Below are 18787 nucleotides of genomic sequence, written 5' to 3'. Positions count from 1 at the left end.
GAATTTAGGGCTGCACCGCCCCCGCATTGCTAGTTGATATCAGTAGGCGACGGCGAACCGCTGCCGGGAGTGGGCCGGGGTCTCGATCTCATCGAGCACGGCCACGGCGTAGTCCTCGACCGAGATGTAGCTGTTGCCTGCCGCGTCGGTGAGCAACTCGTCCAGCGAGGTGCGGTAGCGGCCGGTGCGCTCGCCCGGCGCGATCTGCGCGGCGGGGCTGAGATTGGTCCAGTCCACATCGGTGACGGTTCGGAAGTAATCCAGGGCGTCGCCGTGGGCGTGCATGATCTGCAGTAGGGGCTCCGGCAGCCCCGGCGAGTCCCAGACCTGGCGGCCGTCGGGAGTCCCCAGGGAGCCGGCGCCGCCGACTGCCACCAGCCGCGGCGCCGGTTGCGGGAGGGCACGCAGACCGTCGACGAGCGAGCGGGCGGCCGGGGCGATGGTGGCCAAGTGGCCGGGCCCGTCCCCTCCGCCGACCGCGCTGACCACCACGTCCTGGCCAGCGGCTGCGCTGGTGACCGACGCCGGGTCCAGGACGTCTCCGGTCGTGACGGTCAGGCGCGGGTCGGGGTCAGCGATTTTGGCGGGGTCGCGGACCACTGCGGTGACAGTGTGGCCGCGCCCCAGGGCTTCGGTGACGATGCGGGAGCCAATGGTGCCGGCGGCGCCGAAGACAGTGATGTTGACCATGAGGGTTGTCCTTTCGGAGGAACTAGTTGTGACGTAATGAGTGAGGGGATCAATGAGCGATGGGCGCCATGTGGGCGTCGAGGGCCCTGGTGAGTGCCTCGGCGGATGTGGCCGGCCCGCCCAGCCGGTGCGTCCCGGTGGCGGTGTGCACTAGCAGGGTCGGGTACTGGTGAACGTCCAGCTGGCGCACGGTTCGGAAATCGGATTCGGCCTCTACCAAGGCGCTGCGGTCGTTCCAGGCTTCGGCGACGGCCTCGACATCGAGCCCGTGCTCGGCGGCGATGGCTCGATAGACTGCCGCATCTCGCAGGTCGCAACCCTGCTGATACCAGGCGTTCTGAATGGCTGCGGTGAATTCCAGAACCCGCTCCGGTGCCTGCCGGCGCAGCGCCGCCAAGCCGGCGGCCGCGGCTGTGGAGTCCATCACCGTGGTGCCGTCGGCGAGCATCTGCACGTACCGGTCGCCGAAGGTCACCCCAGTCAGTCGGGTGATGCGTTCGTTGGCCTCCGGGATGTGCGGGTAGGCGCTGATGGGTCCTGCAGCCGTGCCGGAGAACAAGCCCCCGGACAGCACCCGCAGGCGAATTCGGTCGGCATTGGCCGCGGCGAAGTCATGCAGCGCGGGGGAAAACCCGTAGCACCACCCGCAATAGGCATCGAATGCGTAGGTTAGCTCGATTCGAGTCACGGACGTCTCCTGTCGATAGTTGTTTCTGGTCACAGTCCGCGATGCGCCGCCCGCGCTAGGCGGTGACGAGTCGCTGTGGTTACCCTCTAATTTTGGGGTGACTCGGATGGAAGGTCGAGGTACAGTGGCGACTCATGATGGTGAAAAAAGGACACGTTGACGTTCACAAGGTTCACTATGAACCCCCGGGCGGCGATGCAGGCGGCATCGAGGTGCTATCGCTCGACCAACTGCGGCAGCGGATGCAGAACCAGACGAGTACGGGACAGGCGCAACGGCTCGATTTCCATCAGCTGCTCACCGTGGAGCACGGGATGCTTCGGCACATGGTCGACTTCACCGACTACACCGCGACGCCCGGCGCGTGGTTGTGGGTGCGTCCGGGGCAGGTCCAGCAGTTCCGGGACCTCACCACCGGATCAGGATGGCTCGTCCTCTTCCAGCCCGGTGTCATGGACCCGGCGACCTCCGACCAGGCGCGGCTGGACGACCCGTTCGGCCGCGTTCAGTGGGACCTGGCCGGGGACGATGTGACGTCCATGGAGGAGGCGCTGCACCACCTCGTCCACGAATACACGGCCACCGGTCCTCTGGGCGCATCGCTGCGTTCCCGCATCCTCACGCACTTACTGGCCGTCGTCATGCTGCGACTGACACACCAGGCTGCACCGGTCGGCAGTCCCGCCTTCGTGCAGAACGAGACGTTTCTGCGGTTCCGATCCGCAGTCGAGGAGCGGTTCGCCCGGACCCGTCACGTCAGCGACTATGCCCGGATGCTGGGATACTCCCCTCGAACCCTCACCCGCGCCACCACATCCGCTGCTGGTATGGGCGCCAAGGAGTTCATCGATCGGCGGGTCGTCCTGGAGGCCCGTCGGCTCCTGGTCCACGGAGGAGACCCCGTCAACCGCGTCGCCACCCGACTTGGCTTCGACGATGCGAGCAACTTCGTCAAGTACTTCACCGAGCGTGCTGGCGTCACCCCCTCAGCATTTCGCCACCAGTTCCGGGGCGGATGAGGCGGGCTCCTCGGAAGCTGTCCGATGCCCCAGTAGCACGCGGCGTGGAGGCGCTTGACGCCGATCGTGTGGTCGCCGGTGAAGTGGCCCAGGCCCGAGATGTTCTCACCTCCGAACACGACATGGGCCTCGGTCTGGACGGCATCTCGATGAGGCGGGTCATGCCGGCGCGGATCCCGCGGGCAGTCTCGATCTTCAGGCGTGGCCCCGCGAGCAGCTGGCTGTCGTTCTCGACGGGCCCGGCGAGCTTGGTGTCTACCGCCGCCCCGGGGGACTACTGGATCAGTTTCTGAGCGTCTGTGCGGCCCTGCCCGACCCTGCAGCAACGGCTCGGATTCCGCTGATGTCGGCCCGCACCGTGCAGAGTTTGTTTGAGAGGGGGCTGGCCAAGGCCCTCAGGGCGCGGTTCGGCGTGTCGCCTCCGGATTTCCGCAAGTCCGGAGCGGGCGGAACAGCACATGCGACCAATTTAGTTGGTGCACCAACTAATCGGATAGGCTTGTTCTACCGGGAGCGAAGCGCCTCCAAACCAGATCTCGTCACGACAGGAACACCATGAGCGACAAGCCATTGCCGATCGTCAAAGACACCACGGGGCTCAGCCGCGGCTACCGGTTCCAATGGAGGCTCCAGTACCTGGGCTTTTCGATCTTCGGGCCCGCGGACCAGCTGCCCTTCCGGAGTCCTTTCGAGAAACTCAAGCGCGAGCGAGCCCTCCGAGTGCTCCGCGCGCACGAGACCAACGGCACCGAGGCGCCGCAGGACGTCGTCGACGCCTCGAGGGAGCTCTGAGCCCTGTTCAGGGGCGGGCGTGGTGACGGATCAGCCGCTCTCCGACGCTAAAATGAGTCGGGTCATCGCCCGGTGCAGGGTAACCAGCTCCTCCTCATCCAGCCCCAGTCGTTTCATCATCTCTACGGGTACTTTCTCGGCCTCTGCGCGCAAGTTGGCTCCGCGCCGTGTGAGGGTGATGGCCAGGGAGCGTTCGTCGTCCGGATCGCGGAGACGGTCGATGTAGCCGAGCGTCTCGAGTCGCTTCACTAGGGGAGAGACCGTGCCGGGGTCCAACTTGAGGAGGGACCCGATCTCCTTGAGTGACAAGGGGGCACTCTCCCAGAGAGCCAGCATTACCAGGTACTGCGGATGCGTCAGGCGCAGGGGTTCGAGGACGGGCCTGTAGGCGGCGATCACGGATCGCGAAGCGACTGCCAGGGCGAAGCAGACCTGGCTCTCGAGGGCCAGGGGATCCCGAGCTTCCATCTGTGTCCCTCCCGTTCGCCGATGTCTCCGCGCCGGATCGACCGACTCTTCCGTCATCCGATTCTACGGCCGCGCGGTCGCGACTCGGATATTAGTCGTCGCGGCGGTCGTCGCCGTTTGGGCACTGGTCCGCGCGGAATAATCGCGGGCGCGGTGCCGTTCTCCTAGCTGTGAGGTGAATCACGGAGGCGCGATGTACAGCGACGAGAAACGCCCGATCATCCGGGACACGACGGGGCTCAGTCGGTCCTATCGGTTCCGGTGGTGGGCCAAGTATGTGGGCTACACCTTCTTCGGTCCGGCGGACGTGCAGCCGCACCTGAATCCGCTGGAAAAGCTCAAGCACGAGCGCGCCCTCCGCGTGCTCCGTGCGCACGAAGCCGCGGGCACTCCGGCACCGCAGGAGGTCGTCGATGCCGCGCGAGACCTGTGATCCGGTGCGCCTCCGTCTTCAAAGCGGTCCCGGCTTCCAGGGTCGGAATCATCCTTGAGGCGGATCTTTTCGTGAGTACCCCGGAGTAAGGTGCTGTCTGCCCCGTCTGCACACGGCGTCCGGGGCGCCTCGCCGAAGGACCCCAAGCCCATGCTCTTGCGCCTGATCGTGCAGTATTCGAAACCTTACAAGTGGTGGATCGCGGCTGTCCTGTTCCTGCAGCTGGCGACCACGATGGCCACGCTGTACCTGCCTAGCCTCAACGCGGGCATCATCGACCAGGGCGTCGTCAACGGGGACGTCGACTACATCTGGAGCACCGGCGGCGTCATGCTTGTCGTCGCGCTCATTCAGGTCGTCACCGCCGTCGGCGCGGTCTACTTCGGCGCACGCACGGCCATGGCCATTGGCCGGGACGTGCGCCGCTCGGTCTTCCACGCCGTCGCCGGATTCTCCGCCCGGGAGGTCAACCGGTTCGGCGCGCCGACGCTCATCACGCGCGGAACCAACGACGTGCACCAGGTCCAGATGCTCGTGCTGATGGGTCTGAACTTCATGGTGACTGCGCCGATCATGTGCGTCGGCGGAGTCATCATGGCACTGCAGGAGGACCCCGGGCTGTCGTGGCTGGTCTGGGTCTCGGTGCCGATACTGCTCCTCGTCGTCGGCTTCCTCGTAGTGCGCCTCATGCCCCTCTTCCGCACCATGCAGGATCGGATCGATGGGATCAACTCGGTGCTGCGCGAGCAGATCACCGGCATCCGCGTGATCCGCGCCTTCGTCCGTGAACCCTACGAGACGCAGCGCTTCCGCGAGGCCAATGAGAAGCTGACCGAGACCGGCGTGAAGGTCGGCCAGCTGTTCGTCCTGATGTTCCCGGTCATCGGGCTCATCTTGCACTTGGCCACAGCCGCGGTCATGTGGTTCGGCGGCCAGCGGGTCGACGCCGGCGAGATGGAGCCGGGCGCACTCACCGCCTTCCTGCAGTACCTGCTGCAGATCCTCATGGCCGTCATGATGGGCACGTTCATGGCCATGATGGTTCCGCGCGCGATGGTCTGCGCCGAACGCATCCGCGAGGTCCTCGACGTCGAACCGTCCCTGCACGAGCCCGCCGTCGGCGCCACCCTCGACGACGACGGCGCGCAGCGCGGCCGGGTCGAGTTCCGGAACGTCAGCTTCGGCTACCCCGGGGCTGAGGAGCCGGTGCTCAAGGGACTTTCGTTCACGGCCGAGCCGGGCCAGACGACGGCGATCATCGGCTCCACGGGCGCCGGCAAGTCGACGCTGCTCAACCTCGTCCCGCGCCTCTACGACGCCGACGACGGAGAGGTTCTCATCGACGGCGTGAACGTCGCGGCGCTGGACCGCAAGACCCTCTCGCGTGCGGTCGCCGCGGTCCCCCAGCGGCCCTATCTGTTCTCCGGGACGGTCGCCTCCAACTTGCGCTACGGCAAGTCAGACGCGAGCGAGGCGGAACTGTGGGACGCCTTGTCGATCGCGCAGGCGGCCGACTTCGTCCGGGACAAGGACGGCGGGCTGGAAGCGCCGATCTCCCAGGGCGGCACCAATGTCTCCGGCGGCCAGCGGCAGCGGCTCTGCATCGCCCGGGCACTCGTGGCGCGTCCCTGGGTGTACCTGTTCGACGATTCGTTCTCGGCCCTCGACGTCACGACCGACGCCAACGTGCGCGCGGCGCTGGCCGAGAACATCGCGGAGGCAACGATCATCGTCGTCGCCCAGCGCGTCGCCACCATTACGGAGGCCGACCAGATCATCGTGCTCGATGACGGATTCGTCGTCGGGCGCGGTACACACGAGCAACTACTTGAGAGCTGCGAGACCTACCAGCAGATCGTCGAGTCGCAGATGACGGCGGAGGAGGTGGCCTGATGGCTTTCAAGACCAAGAAGGAGAAGGAGCCCGAGGTCGAGTTGACCGAGGAGGAGCTCAACCTCAAGATCGACGACGGCTTCGGCGAAGTCTCGGCCCCGCGCAAACCCAAGCACTTCTGGCCCTCGGCCAAGCGCTTGCTCGCCCTGCTGGCGCCGGAGAAGGTGATGCTGTCGCTCGTCTTCGGTTTCGTCGCGGTCGCCGTCGTGCTCAACGTGATCGCCCCCAAGGTCCTGGGCATGGCGATGGACGTCATCTTCGGCGGGTTCGTCGGGGCCAGGATGCCCGAGGGCGTCAGCCAGGAGCAGATGGTCGAAGGCCTCCGCGCCGAAGGCCAGAACGACCTGGCCGAAATGATCGCGGGCATGGAGCTGGTGCCGGGCACCGGCATCGACTTCCAGCGGCTCGGGCTGATCATCGCGATCGTGCTGGCGATGTACTTCGTCTCCAACGTCTTCATGTGGGCGCAGGGCTACCTACTGAACAAGCTCGTGATGCGTGTGGTCTACAACCTGCGCAGGGACGTCGAGAACAAACTCAACCGTCTACCGTTGAACTACTTCGATACTCGCCAGCGCGGCGACGTGCTCTCGCGCGTGACCAACGACGTCGACAACATCCAGAACGCACTGCAGCAGGCCTTCGCCCAGCTCGTGCAGTCGGCGCTGACCGTGATCGGCATTGTCATCATGATGTTCGTCGTCTCGTGGCAGCTGGCCCTCATTGCACTCGTCGCGCTGCCGCTGTCCGCCGTCGCCGCCGGCTTCATCGGCGTGCGCTCGCAGAAGCTGTTCACGCGCCAGTGGAAAGCCACCGGATCACTCAACGGCCAGATCGAGGAGGCGTTCTCCGGCCACGACCTGATGAAGGTCTTCGGGCGCGAGGACGACGCCCTGAAGCAGTATGACGAGAAGAACGAGGACCTCTTCAAGGCCTCCTTCGGTGCCCAGTTCGTCTCGGGAATGATCTTCCCGGTCATGAACTTCATCTCCTACCTGGCCTACGTGGGCATCGCCGTCGTCGGGGGCCTGCGCGTCGCGTCCGGCCAGATGAGCCTCGGCGATGCGACGGCGTTCATTCAGTACTCGCGCGAGTTCACCCAGCCTTTGGGCCAGATCGCGGGTATGGCCAACATGCTGCAGTCCGGCGTGGCCTCGGCCGAGCGCACGTTCGAGCTGCTCGACGCCGACGAGCAGGAGACCGAGACGGCCGACGAGCACCTGCCCGAGCGGACCGACGGCCACGTCGAGTTCCACAACGTGTCCTTCTCGTACTCGGAGGAGACGTCGCTCATCGAGGACCTCTCCTTCGACGCGGATCCGGGCCACACGGTCGCCATCGTGGGCCCGACAGGTGCCGGCAAGACCACGCTGGTCAATCTGGTCATGCGGTTCTACGAGCTCGACGCCGGCCGGATCACCCTCGACGGGGTCGACGTCACCGCGCTGTCGCGTTCCGAACTGCGATCGAAAGTCGGCATGGTGCTGCAGGACGCGTGGCTGTTCAACGGCTCCATCCGGGAGAACATCCGCTACGGGCGCCTCGACGCGACGGACGAGGAGGTGCAGAAGGCCGCCGAGGCGACCTACGTCGACCGCTTCGTCCGCGCCCTGCCGGCGGGCTACGACACGGTGATCGACGACGGCGGCACCAATGTCTCCGCGGGAGAGCGCCAGCTCGTCACGATCGCCCGGGCTTTCCTCGCGAACCCCTCGCTGCTGATCCTCGACGAGGCGACTTCATCGGTCGATACCCGCACCGAGGTCCTCGTCCAGAAGGCGATGAACGCGCTGCGCTCGGACCGGACGTCGTTCGTGATCGCCCACAGGCTCTCCACGATTCGCGACGCCGACACCATCCTCGTCATGGAGGCCGGTCGCATCGTGGAGCAGGGCGATCACGAAGAACTCATCGCGGCCCGGGGCGCCTACTACCGGCTCTACCGGAGTCAGTTCGCCGGTCCTGCCGAGGACCCGGACGCCGTGACCGACTCGATTCCCGTCGTCTAGGGCACGCGGTCTATCGTTGCCAGCATGAAGAACACCGCCCGGTCGCCGAAGCCCTACGCGTCGCCGCCGAAGGAAAAGCGGCCCGCTTACGACGCCGGGCGGTTCCGGCGCGGTGACGCGGTCGTGCTGGTGATCTACGGGCTGCTCATGGGCCTGGGATTGGCGGGGCTGCTGCTGCTCGTTCCGGCCTACGCGGATTACTTCGCGAGTGAAAATCACGCGATGTTCTCGGTGAATCTCATCTCCTATGTGGTCCTCTTCTGCGCTGTCATGGTCGTAGCCGGGCCGCACCTGTTCCGCACCTTCGGCACCTTCGTCCGCAACCCTTGGGCGAAGTTCGGTCTCATCCCGGGGCTCTGGCTGGCGTCGTTCCTGACCACGGCGGGCATCCTGGCGGCCTCGGGGCTGGACCCGACGAAGAGCGAGAATCAGCTCACGATCGAGGCCATGACGCGCGATGTGCCCTTCGTGACGATGTTCGTCACCGCCGCCGTGATGGGGCCGCTGGTCGAGGAGTACGTGTTCCGGCACCTGCTGATCGGCAAGATGAGCCGCAAGGTCCCGGTCTGGATCTGCGTCGTGGTCTCGGTGATCGCCTTCGCGGCACTGCACTTCGTCGGTGCAGGCACTTTCGACTGGATTTCAGCGGTACCGTACCTCGTCCTCGGCACGGCCTTCAGCCTCGCCTACGTGTTCACGGGGATGTCGTTGGCGTACGTCTATGTGCTGCACTTCTTCAACAACGCCGTCTCGCTCGTGCTCGCGTACTCGTTCGGCCCCCTGATGGGGATCTAGGTCCGTGCTGGCACCCGGCATCCGCGCCGTCGGATTCGATCTCGATGCGACCCTGTTCGACCATCACGCATCCGCCGTGGCGGGCGCGGAGGCCTTCGTCACGCATCTCGGTCTCGCGCCGTCGTCGGACCTGACCGCGTTGTGGTTCCGACTCGAGGACCTGCATTTCGAGCGGTGGCGCGCGGGCGAGATCTCCCACGTCGAGCAGCGCCGCGAGCGCATGCGCGACTTCCTGCCGGCGGTCGGTCTGCCCCGCCCCGCCGACGCGGCGGCTGACGAATATTTCGCCGTCTTCCTCGCCGCGTACCGCGCCACGTGGCGGGCGTTCGACGACGCCGTCCCGGTCCTGACCGAGTTGCGCGCGGTGGGCGTGCCAGTGGGCGTCCTCACCAATGGCACCGAAACCCAGCAGCTCGCCAAGCTCGAGGTCACCGGACTCCTGCCGCTCGTGGACGTCGTCTGCACGGCCGAGGGCATCGGTGTCGCGAAGCCCGCGGTCCGGGCTTTCGAGATCCTGGCTGCACGCCTCGGTGTCGAACTCCGCGAGCTCGCCTTCATCGGAGACCACCCGCAGCACGACGTCGGCGCGGCCCGCGCTGCTGGTGCCGTCGCCGGGCTCGTCTCGCGGAAAGCAGACGCGCGGGCCGGACTCCGCGAGGCACTGCAGGAGGCGGCGAATTCACCTGCCGGCAAGGTCGGGGCCATTGACGCTGAGCGGCAATGATGATCGTATGGCACTGAGGGCCAACTATTTCATTTGAACCTTCAATCGATTACGACCCCAGCTTGCCGCGAGAGAATATCGCACGCTTTCCTTTTAGGCGTACCTAAAACCTTAGCGGACAAGTCTAGACGTGCTGCCCCGAGTGTCGGAGGCCAGTCTACGAATGGGCGCGTCACAAGATTCGCCTAGTCAAGTCCAAATCAGACATTTCTGTGAAATGTCTATGAAAAGTCTTGTGTTCCACTGCCACTTCGTGTTGAGTTTTGAATCGGTGCCACCTTTTTGAGGGGGGCGGCACCACACTTCAGGAACTCAACTGGGAGGGCTAGTGAGTACTAAAAAGCCGCGCTCGCATCTGAAAGGTGCAGAGCTCAAAAGAGGACTGAGGAGGTCTCTCGCCATCGGCGTCGCTTCGACGCTGGCTGTTGCGGGATACGGACTTCCTGCGTTCGCTGACGTGAATACGGCTCCGGAGGAGCCGGCGGAATCGTCAGCGAGCATTGTCGATTCGCAATTGCTCGGCCAGGAACTGGCCGGAGGCGGTCTGTCGCGCGCGACGTTCCCGTCGAACCCGGGTCCCGACAACCAGGCGCTCGACGCCACGTTGCTGGGCAGCGAGGTCGTCACGCTGGGCGGTATCGACATTCCCGTCACCAGCATTCTGGACTTCGGCGAACTCGGCGTCCTGCAGTCGCTGTCGGAGGCGACGTCACCGCAGGACGCGCGGGCGATCAGCACCACCGTCGGAGCCGACGGTTCGTTGACGCTCGACAATCTCGACACCGCCGACATGGACAACGCCCGGATCGATATGGTCCAGCTCGCCGACTCCATCGGTTTCGGCGCCATTCCCGGCGTCGACGAAGCCTGGATCGAATTCGGGGCACTGGGCTCCGAGGTGCAGGCTGTCGACGGCGCCTTCGTGAACCCGGACGCCGAACACACCGGCGACGGTCAGTACAAGGTCGGCGACTTGCTCGTCGGCCTTCGCTCTGACGCCTTCGCGGCCGCGATGGCGCAGATGCTCGACGCGATCTCCGCGGTCGACGGCGCGATCGAAGATTCCGTCAACACCATCATGGAGGCCGCCAACCTGCTGGATCCGATCTTGTCGGTCCTGCCTGCAGGTGTCACTGCGGACGTGAGTATCGAGTCGAACGTCGCCGGCGCCGTCGAAGAGGCTCTGCTGTCTGAAGACCTAACGGCAGAGACGAGCATTCTCGACATCGACCTGGGTTCGGGAACGATCTACATCGACATCGCCGAGTTCATGGGCAATGACGAGGGCGCTCGGACGGGCCCCGACGGAAACCCGGCCCCCGAGGGCCTGAACAACCAGTGGCCGAACACCGAGATCATCGACTCGGACATCTACCCGATGATCGCGGACTCGATCCACGACGTGATTGAGAATGCCATTCACATCGCCGTCGGCGCAGTTGCTGCGTCGCTCGATGCCATCACGATCAACGTGGACGCTGAAGCGAGCGCCGTTGGAAGCTCCGCATCGAAGACGTTCTCGGTGAGCCTCGATGGAACGTACACGTCGACTGCTTGTGCGTCTGAGGGGCTCGGCGGTGGAGTGCTTTGCGCTACGCTCGACGGCTTCGAGACCGTTGTTCAGCCGCTGATGGAGACTCTCGCAACGACGGTCGCCGACACGCTGCTGGCCGACGACGGGCAGATCCTTTACGACATCTTCGAGCTCATCAAGACGGACTCGATCACCATCCCGGCTCGCGCTCTGGTGGATCCATTCCTGGAGCTGTTCGCGGACAACGTGTTCTCGGTCCAGATCAACCACCAGCCGGAGCCGACGATGTGCACGGCACCGGACGGTACGGAGTTCAAGGGCACCCACGAAGTCTCTGCGCTGAGCTTCGGCGTTCTGGGAGTTGTCGACGGCGCTCGTTTGAGCTTCGGCAACTCGGGTGTCCGCATGGACGCCTGCAACCTGTTCGCGGAGATCGATCCGGCGATCACGGTCGACCCGACCGAGGTTCCCGCGGGTGACTCCACAAACGTCGACGGCACGGGTTTCACCCCGGACAGCGACGTGGAGCTCCAGTTGACGGACGCCGAGGGCACCCCCGTCGGCGACGTGGTCCCGGTGACGACGGATGAGAACGGCGACTTCCCGTCGACCGAGCTCCCGGTTCCGGCCGGCACCGAGCCTGGCGACTACATCGTCCAGGCGACGGACGTCGCCACGGACACCATGGTTTCGGAGAACATCACGGTCACCGAGCCAGACGTCCTGGAACTGAACATCGGCCTTGATCCGCCGACCGTTCCGGCTGGCGAATCTACTGAAGCAACGGGTACGGGCTACACCCCGGATTCGACCGCAACCGTGCAGCTGGTTGATCCGGCTGGTACTGATGTCGGGGATCCGATCCCGGCGGACACGGACGCGGAGGGGACTTTCACCGCCGTGGTTCCGGTTCCCGAGGGTTCCGAGCCGGGCGACTACACGGTGGTCGGTACGGATGACACCACCGGTGAGTTCACGGATGCAGCACTGACGGTCACCGAGCCCGGTGCTCCGGCGATCGTGCTGGATCCGACCGAGGTTCCTGCTGGTGATCCGACGACTGCGGACGGCACCGGCTACACCCCGGATTCGACCGCGACGGTTCAGCTGGTTGATCCGGCTGGTACTGATGTCGGGGATCCGATCCCGGCGGACACGGATCCAGATGGTGCTTTCACCGTCGAGGTTCCGGTTCCTGAGGATGCCGAGCCGGGCGACTACACGGTTGTCGGCACGGATGACACGACGGGCGAGACTGCTGAGGCAGTGTTGACCGTGACTGAGCCGACGGGCATTGATCCGGCGATCGTGCTGGATCCGACCGAGGTTCCTGCTGGTGATCCGACGACTGCGGACGGCACCGGCTACACCCCGGATTCGACCGCGACGGTTCAGCTGGTTGATCCGGCTGGTACTGATGTCGGGGATCCGATCCCGGCGGACACGGACGCGGATGGTGCTTTCACCGTCGAGGTTCCGGTTCCTGAGGATGCCGAGCCGGGCGACTACACGGTTGTCGGCACGGATGACACGACGGGCGAGACTGCTGAGGCAGTGTTGACCGTGACTGAGCCGACGGGCATTGAGCCGACGGTGTCGGTTGATCCGACGGCTGTTGAGCCGGGCGAGTCGACCGACGTGACGGGTGAGAACTTCGCTCCGAACGATTCGGTTGATGTTCAGCTGGTTGACCCTGAGGGCAACCCGGTAGGCGATCCGGTGACGGTTCCGACGGACGAGGAGGGCAACTTCACGACGCCGCTGACCGTTCCTGAGGATGCTGAGCCGGGCGATTACACGGTCGAGGCTGTCGATTCCGAGGGCAACGAGGGCTCCGCAGACCTCGAGGTCCTGGATCCGGCGGCTGGCGTCATGACGCTCACGCCGAACCCGGCTGCTGTTGAGCCGGGCGAGACGACGGAGATCTCCGGTACCGGTTTCACGCCGGGTGAGGACATCACTGTCGAGCTGCTCGACGCTGAGGGCAACCCGGTGACCGAGGTTGTCACTCCTGCTGACGAGAACGGCGAGATCCTGACGGATCTGGTTGTTCCCGAGGATGCTGTTCCGGGGCCGGACTACGTGGTCGAGGCCACGGATCCTGTCACTGAGCAGTCGATCGATGCTCCGTTCGAGGTTCTCGAGCCGGGCACGGGTGCCGGTGAGGGTTCGATCGGCGACTTCGTCTGGGATGACTCCAACGCTGACGGTGTCCAGGACGAGGGCGAGGCCGGTGTTCCGGATGTCGCTGTCAACCTGCTCGATGCTGAGGGCAACCCGGTTGAGGACGCTGAGGGCAACCCGGTGGCCACGCTGACGGATGAGAACGGCAACTACGCCCTAGACGGCCTGGAGCTGGGCGATTACGTCGTCGAGTTCGTGGCGCCGGAGGGCAAGACCTTCTCGCCGCAGGCTGCTTCGGGTAACGACGCTACTGATTCGGATGCGAACCCGGAGGACGGGCGCACCGATGTGGTGATGCTGACCGAGGAGATGTCGGTTCTCGACACGGTTGATGCTGGTCTGATCGACGATGACGCCGCCGGTATCGGTTCGATCGGTGACTTCGTCTGGGACGACACCAACGCTGATGGCGTTCAGGATGCCGGCGAGCCCGGTGTTCCGGACGTGGTCGTCAACCTGCTCGATGCTGATGGCAACGTGGTTGAGGATGCCGAGGGCAACCCGGTCTCCGACACCACGGATGAGAACGGCAACTACGCTCTGGCTGGTCTCGAGGTTGGCGACTACGTCGTCGAGTTCGTGGCGCCGGAGGGCAAGACCTTCTCGCCGCAGGCTGCTTCGGGTAACGACGCTACTGATTCGGATGCGAACCCGGAGGACGGGCGCACCGATGTGGTGACGTTGACCGAGGAGATGTCGGTTCTCGACACGGTTGATGCTGGTCTGATCGACGCTGACGCCGCCGGTGAGCCGATGGTGACTGTTGATCCGACGGCTGTTGAGCCGGGCGAGTCGACCGACGTGACGGGTGAGAACTTCGCTCCGAACGATTCGGTTGATGTTCAGCTGGTTGACCCTGAGGGCAACCCGGTAGGCGATCCGGTGACGGTTCCGACGGACGAGGAGGGCAACTTCACGACGCCGCTGACCGTTCCTGAGGATGCTGAGCCGGGCGATTACACGGTCGAGGCTGTCGATTCCGAGGGCAACGAGGGCTCCGCAGACCTCGAGGTCCTGGATCCGGCGGCTGGCGTCATGACGCTCACGCCGAACCCGGCTGCTGTTGAGCCGGGCGAGACGACGGAGATCTCCGGTACCGGTTTCACGCCGGGTGAGGACATCACTGTCGAGCTGCTCGACGCTGAGGGCAACCCGGTGACCGAGGTTGTCACTCCTGCTGACGAGAACGGCGAGATCCTGACGGATCTGGTTGTTCCCGAGGATGCTGTTCCGGGGCCGGACTACGTGGTCGAGGCCACGGATCCTGCCACTGAGCAGTCGATCGATGCTCCGTTCGAGGTTCTCGAGCCGGGTACGGCCGAGCCGATGGTGACTGTTGATCCGACGGCTGTTGAGCCGGGCGAGTCGACTGAGGTGTCGGGCGAGAACTTCGCTCCGAACGATCAGGTCGAGATCCAGCTGGTTGACCCTGAGGGCAACCCGGTGGGTGAGCCGGTGACGGTTCCGACGGATGAGAACGGCGACTTCGTTGGTGAGCTGCCGGTTCCGGAAGGTACGGAGCCGGGCGACTACACGGTCGAGGCTGTGGACTCCGAGGGCAACGAGGGCTCCGCGCCGCTCGAGGTCCTGGTTCCGGGCTCGGGCGATGGTTCGATTGGTGACTTCGTCTGGGACGACACCAACGCTGATGGCGTTCAGGATGCCGGTGAGTCCGGTGTTCAGGGCGTGGTCGTGAACCTGCTCGATGCTGATGGCAACGTGGTTGAGGACGCCGCGGGTGACCCGGTTTCCGATACTACGGATGAGAACGGCCTCTACGGTCTGAACGGTCTGGAGCTGGGCGATTACGTCGTCGAGTTCGTGGCGCCGGAGGGCAAGACCTTCTCGCCGCAGGCTGCTTCGGGTAACGACGCTACTGATTCGGATGCGAACCCGGAGGACGGGCGCACCGATGTGGTGACGTTGACCGAGGAGATGTCGGTTCTCGACACGGTTGATGCTGGTCTGATCGACGATGACGCCGCCGGTGAGCCGATGGTGACTGTTGATCCGACGGCTGTTGAGCCGGGCGAGTCGACTGAGGTCTCGGGTGAGAACTTCGCTCCGAACGACGAGGTCGAGATCCAGCTGGTTGACCCTGAGGGCAACCCGGTGGGTGAGCCGGTGACGGTTCCGACGGATGAGAACGGTGACTTCGTTGGTGAGCTGCCGGTTCCGGAAGGTACGGAGCCGGGCGACTACACGGTCGAGGCTGTGGACTCCGAGGGCAACGAGGGCTCCGCGCCGCTCGAGGTCCTGGTTCCGGGCTCGGGCGATGGTTCGATTGGTGACTTCGTCTGGGACGACACCAACGCTGATGGCGTTCAGGATGCCGGTGAGTCCGGTGTTCAGGGCGTGGTCGTGAACCTGCTCGATGCTGATGGCAACGTGGTTGAGGACGCCGCGGGTGACCCGGTTTCCGATACTACGGATGAGAACGGCCTCTACGGTCTGAACGGTCTGGAGCTGGGCGATTACGTCGTCGAGTTCGTGGCGCCGGAGGGCAAGACCTTCTCGCCGCAGGCTGCTTCGGGTAACGACGCTACTGATTCGGATGCGAACCCGGAGGACGGGCGCACCGATGTGGTGACGTTGACCGAGGAGATGTCGGTTCTCGACACGGTTGATGCTGGTCTGATCGACGATGACGCCGCCGGTGAGCCGATGGTGACTGTTGATCCGACGGCTGTTGAGCCGGGCGAGTCGACTGAGGTCTCGGGTGAGAACTTCGCTCCGAACGACGAGGTCGAGATCCAGCTGGTTGACCCTGAGGGCAACCCGGTGGGTGAGCCGGTGACGGTTCCGACGGATGAGAACGGCGACTTCGTTGGTGAGCTGCCGGTTCCGGAAGGTACGGAGCCGGGCGACTACACGGTCGAGGCTGTCGATTCCGAGGGCAACGAGGGCTCCGCAGACCTCGAGGTCCTGGATCCGGCGGCAGGCGTCATGACGATCGCTGCCGACCCGGCTGCTGCTCTGCCGGGTGAATCGACAAGCGTTTCCGGCGAGGGTTACACCTCGGACGGCGACGTGACGGTCGAGCTGGTCAACGCCGAGGGCGACACGATCGCCACGGTCGAGACCGTCGCTGACGAGAACGGCGAGATCCTCACGGATCTGGTCGTTCCCGCCGACGCAGTCGAGGGTGCGGATTACACGATCCGCGGCACCGATGTCGACACCGAGGGCACGGCGGAGACGCCGTTCGAGGTTCTGGCCCTGGCGGCCGGCGAGCTCGCCCTGACGGTCGACCCGACCGAGGGTCTTCCGGGCGACACCGCCACGGCGACGGGCGCGGGCTACACCCCGGACGGCGACGTGACGGTCGAGCTGGTCGACGCTGACGGCAACACGGTTGCGACCGTGGACGCCGTGGCGGACGAGGACGGTGGCCTGACGGCCGACGTCGTCGTTCCCGAGGACGCGGAGGCAGGCGACTACACGGTCGTCGGTACCGACGTCGCGACGGGCGAGTCGGCTTCGGCCGAGTACACCGTCCTCGACGACGGCGCCATCGACACCTGCGCGGCCGATCCCGAGGTTACGGTCGATCCTTCGACCGTCGGGGTTGGTGGCACGGTGACCGTCTCGGGCGTCGGCTTCGCGCCGGGCACCGTCACGGTCGAGGTCGCCACCGCCGATGGCGCTCAGGTGCACACCGTGTCGGCAGAGGTCGGAGAGGACTGCACCTTCACGGTGACGTTCGATCTCCCGGCCGGCGCCGGTCCCGGCGACTACGTCGTGACCGCGTCTGACGACGACGGCAACTCCGATGACACCCCGCTCACCATCACCGGCGACGATGATGGCGGCAACGGTGGAAACGGCGGCGACGGCGGTAACGGCGGTAACGGCGCTAACGGCGGCGACGGCGGCAACGGTGGGGGCAAGCTCCCCAGCACCGGTGCTACCACGGCCATGTTCGCACTGCTGGCCCTGCTGTTGATCGCGGGCGGTGCCGTTCTGGTCCGCTTCGCATCCTCCAAGTCGGGTCGTCGCGAGGTGTAATACCTTCGGGTAATGCCACTCGCCGCTGACCGCGGCATCACGAAGGGCCGCTCCTCCCATCACGGGAGGGGCGGCCCTTTCGTGCCCTCGGCCAGGGCCAGAAATCTCGTTCTCACTAGGTAAATCGCCACAGCTTGGTGTGCGCAACGAAGCATGACGCCGATAGCATGAAGCCTATGAACAAGACGCGCTGGGGATCTCTCGCTGTGGCAGGTCTCCTGCTGCTTTCCGCTTGCGGGGCCGAACCAGAAGGTCAGACTCCGGACGATCGCCCGAAGCCCGTGTCACCAGCGCCGGAGTGCGCAGATGGCGAGCCGTTGGCCCACGAATTCGAGTCCGGGGCGCGGTGGAGCCTCTGTTGGAGCGTGGAGCCCGATCACGGGATGGTGCTCTCGGACATCTACTTCGAGGCCCCGGAGGGCCGATCGCAGCGCGTCATCGACACGATCGCGATCGCCCAGCTGGAGGTCCCCTACGACAGTGGAGAACGGCTCACGAGCGATATCACGGACGCCGGCTTCGGTGGCACCTGGATGAAGACGCTCACGGAACAGGAGTGCACGGGAGATCTGCACTCCACCGAGATCCCCAACATCGGCGACGGAACCCACGGCCTCACGCCCGATCGCGAAGTGCTCTGCTCGACGACTGTCGATGCGGGCCTCGGCTACCGGTCGCAGGAGAACGGGACGCTGACCACGACCCAGGCCAGCGAGTGGAACGTCTACACCGTCTCCAAGGTCGGCTGGTACGAGTACATCAGCCAGTACGTCTTCACCGCGGACGGAACCATCCGGCCGCAGCTCGGCGCCACCGGCGACCTCTCGCCCGTCGACTTCGCCGACGAAGACCATGGGTGGCCCATCGGCGAGGGCGAGGCGGACTACGCGGCCAGCCACTCGCACAACGCCATCTGGCGCGTCGACTGGGGCCTCGGCGACGGTCAGGCCCAGGCCGTCGAACAGTACGACGCCGTCGAGACCGGGGACGAGGGGCGCAAGTCGAGAATCGTCGAAGGCTCACTGAGCCGCATCGAGAGCCCTGCGGTCGCGCACAAGGCCGATCGGCGCTGGTGGCGCGTTCTCGCCCCGGAGACCCTCAACGCCGACGGCCACCCGGTCTCCTACGAGATCGGGCTCGAGAAGACGGACTCGTTCACCACGCTGCGCGACGAGCACCACCACGGGGACGACGCCGGCTACGACGTCGCCTTCACCAACGCGGACGACTGCCAGCGCTTCGCCACGTACAACCCCACAAGCGACGGATGCGGCCGCGGCGTTCTGGACTTCGTGGAGGACGGCGAGGATGAGGAACTGCACGACGTCGTCTCGTGGGTCGCCGTCGGTTTCCACCACGTCCCCCGCGACGAGGACCAATCACCCATGGAGATGCACTGGCAGGGGTTCACCCTGCAGCCGCGGGATCTCAACGCTCAGCGACCCGGCCTCCCCGAGGGCCGCGAGCACCTCAATGGGCAGCCCGACGAGTGGCAGGGCGAGGACGTCGACGACCTGACCGAGCGGGACTCGGGAGGACTGATCGAATAG

Annotated in this window: 12 protein-coding genes; 9 read left to right on the top strand and 3 right to left on the bottom strand. The window is 65.4% G+C overall.

Annotation, left to right across the window (positions count from 1 at the left end):
* Positions 1-39: 39 nt before the first annotated feature.
* Both EV380_RS13365 and EV380_RS13360 read right to left on the bottom strand, forming a co-directional pair.
* Entirely contained in the window at positions 40-690 is a 651-nt protein-coding gene (locus EV380_RS13365; protein ID WP_130451561.1) for an NAD(P)-dependent oxidoreductase, read from the bottom strand.
* Positions 691-739: 49 nt separating this feature from the next.
* A complete protein-coding gene (locus EV380_RS13360) occupies positions 740-1378 on the bottom strand; it encodes a DsbA family protein (protein ID WP_130451560.1) in 639 nt (212 codons plus the stop codon).
* A 212-nt stretch (positions 1379-1590) separates the two neighbouring features.
* Here EV380_RS13360 and EV380_RS13355 point away from each other — a divergent pair, with 212 nt between their 5' ends.
* Together EV380_RS13355 and EV380_RS13350 are read left to right on the top strand one after the other, a co-directional pair.
* Positions 1591-2397: a helix-turn-helix transcriptional regulator gene (locus EV380_RS13355; protein ID WP_207219427.1), complete on the top strand. Its 807-nt coding sequence runs from the start codon at positions 1591-1593 to the stop codon at positions 2395-2397.
* A gap of 555 nt (positions 2398-2952) precedes the next feature.
* Positions 2953-3189 (top strand): hypothetical protein, encoded by a 237-nt coding sequence (locus EV380_RS13350; protein WP_130451559.1) that lies wholly within the window; start codon positions 2953-2955, stop codon positions 3187-3189.
* 30 nt (positions 3190-3219) lie between these two features.
* On the opposite strand, the gene EV380_RS13345 is transcribed toward EV380_RS13350, so the two are convergent.
* On the bottom strand, positions 3220-3657 hold the full coding sequence (locus tag EV380_RS13345) for a MarR family winged helix-turn-helix transcriptional regulator (RefSeq protein ID WP_130451558.1): 438 nt from the start codon (positions 3655-3657) through the stop codon (positions 3220-3222).
* Between the two features lie 193 nt (positions 3658-3850).
* On the opposite strand from EV380_RS13345, the gene EV380_RS13340 reads away from it, so the two are divergent.
* From EV380_RS13340 to EV380_RS13310, 7 genes are all read left to right on the top strand, one after another.
* Positions 3851-4090, top strand: coding sequence for a hypothetical protein (locus tag EV380_RS13340; protein WP_102158568.1), 240 nt, complete (start codon positions 3851-3853; stop codon positions 4088-4090).
* Between the two features lie 150 nt (positions 4091-4240).
* On the top strand, positions 4241-5983 hold the full coding sequence (locus EV380_RS13335; protein ID WP_130451557.1) for an ABC transporter ATP-binding protein: 1743 nt from the start codon (positions 4241-4243) through the stop codon (positions 5981-5983).
* A complete protein-coding gene (locus EV380_RS13330) occupies positions 5983-7992 on the top strand; it encodes an ABC transporter ATP-binding protein (protein ID WP_130451556.1) in 2010 nt (669 codons plus the stop codon). Before EV380_RS13335 ends, EV380_RS13330 begins: the two co-directional genes overlap by 1 nt.
* Before the next feature lie 24 nt (positions 7993-8016).
* Positions 8017-8787 (top strand): CPBP family intramembrane glutamic endopeptidase, encoded by a 771-nt coding sequence (locus tag EV380_RS13325; protein WP_130451555.1) that lies wholly within the window; start codon positions 8017-8019, stop codon positions 8785-8787.
* A gap of 4 nt (positions 8788-8791) precedes the next feature.
* The gene (locus tag EV380_RS13320) at positions 8792-9511 is read left to right on the top strand and encodes an HAD family hydrolase (protein ID WP_130451554.1); all 720 of its coding nucleotides are present in this window, start codon (positions 8792-8794) and stop codon (positions 9509-9511) included.
* A gap of 457 nt (positions 9512-9968) precedes the next feature.
* Positions 9969-17237, top strand: a complete 7269-nt coding sequence (locus EV380_RS13315; protein WP_130451553.1) for an SdrD B-like domain-containing protein — start codon at positions 9969-9971, stop codon at positions 17235-17237.
* A gap of 167 nt (positions 17238-17404) precedes the next feature.
* Positions 17405-18787, top strand: coding sequence for a copper amine oxidase (locus EV380_RS13310; protein ID WP_341272772.1), 1383 nt, complete (start codon positions 17405-17407; stop codon positions 18785-18787).

It is taken from the genome of Zhihengliuella halotolerans (genome assembly GCF_004217565.1).
In the GTDB taxonomy this organism is placed as follows: Bacteria; Actinomycetota; Actinomycetes; order Actinomycetales; family Micrococcaceae; genus Zhihengliuella; species Zhihengliuella halotolerans.
The sequence above is the reverse complement of the archived record's forward strand: the minus strand, read 5'-3'. Positions and strand labels throughout refer to the sequence as shown.

Excerpts from the sequence above, each read along its gene's own strand:
- EV380_RS13365 (WP_130451561.1), bottom strand. The coding sequence starts at position 690 with ATGGTCAACATCACTGTCTTCGGCGCCGCCGGCACCATTGGCTCCCGC.
- EV380_RS13350 (WP_130451559.1), top strand. The coding sequence starts at position 2,953 with ATGAGCGACAAGCCATTGCCGATCGTCAAAGACACCACGGGGCTCAGC.
- EV380_RS13345 (WP_130451558.1), bottom strand. The coding sequence starts at position 3,657 with ATGGAAGCTCGGGATCCCCTGGCCCTCGAGAGCCAGGTCTGCTTCGCC.
- EV380_RS13340 (WP_102158568.1), top strand. The coding sequence starts at position 3,851 with ATGTACAGCGACGAGAAACGCCCGATCATCCGGGACACGACGGGGCTC.
- EV380_RS13335 (WP_130451557.1), top strand. The coding sequence starts at position 4,241 with ATGCTCTTGCGCCTGATCGTGCAGTATTCGAAACCTTACAAGTGGTGG.
- EV380_RS13330 (WP_130451556.1), top strand. The coding sequence starts at position 5,983 with ATGGCTTTCAAGACCAAGAAGGAGAAGGAGCCCGAGGTCGAGTTGACC.
- EV380_RS13325 (WP_130451555.1), top strand. The coding sequence starts at position 8,017 with ATGAAGAACACCGCCCGGTCGCCGAAGCCCTACGCGTCGCCGCCGAAG.
- EV380_RS13310 (WP_341272772.1), top strand. The coding sequence starts at position 17,405 with ATGAAGCCTATGAACAAGACGCGCTGGGGATCTCTCGCTGTGGCAGGT.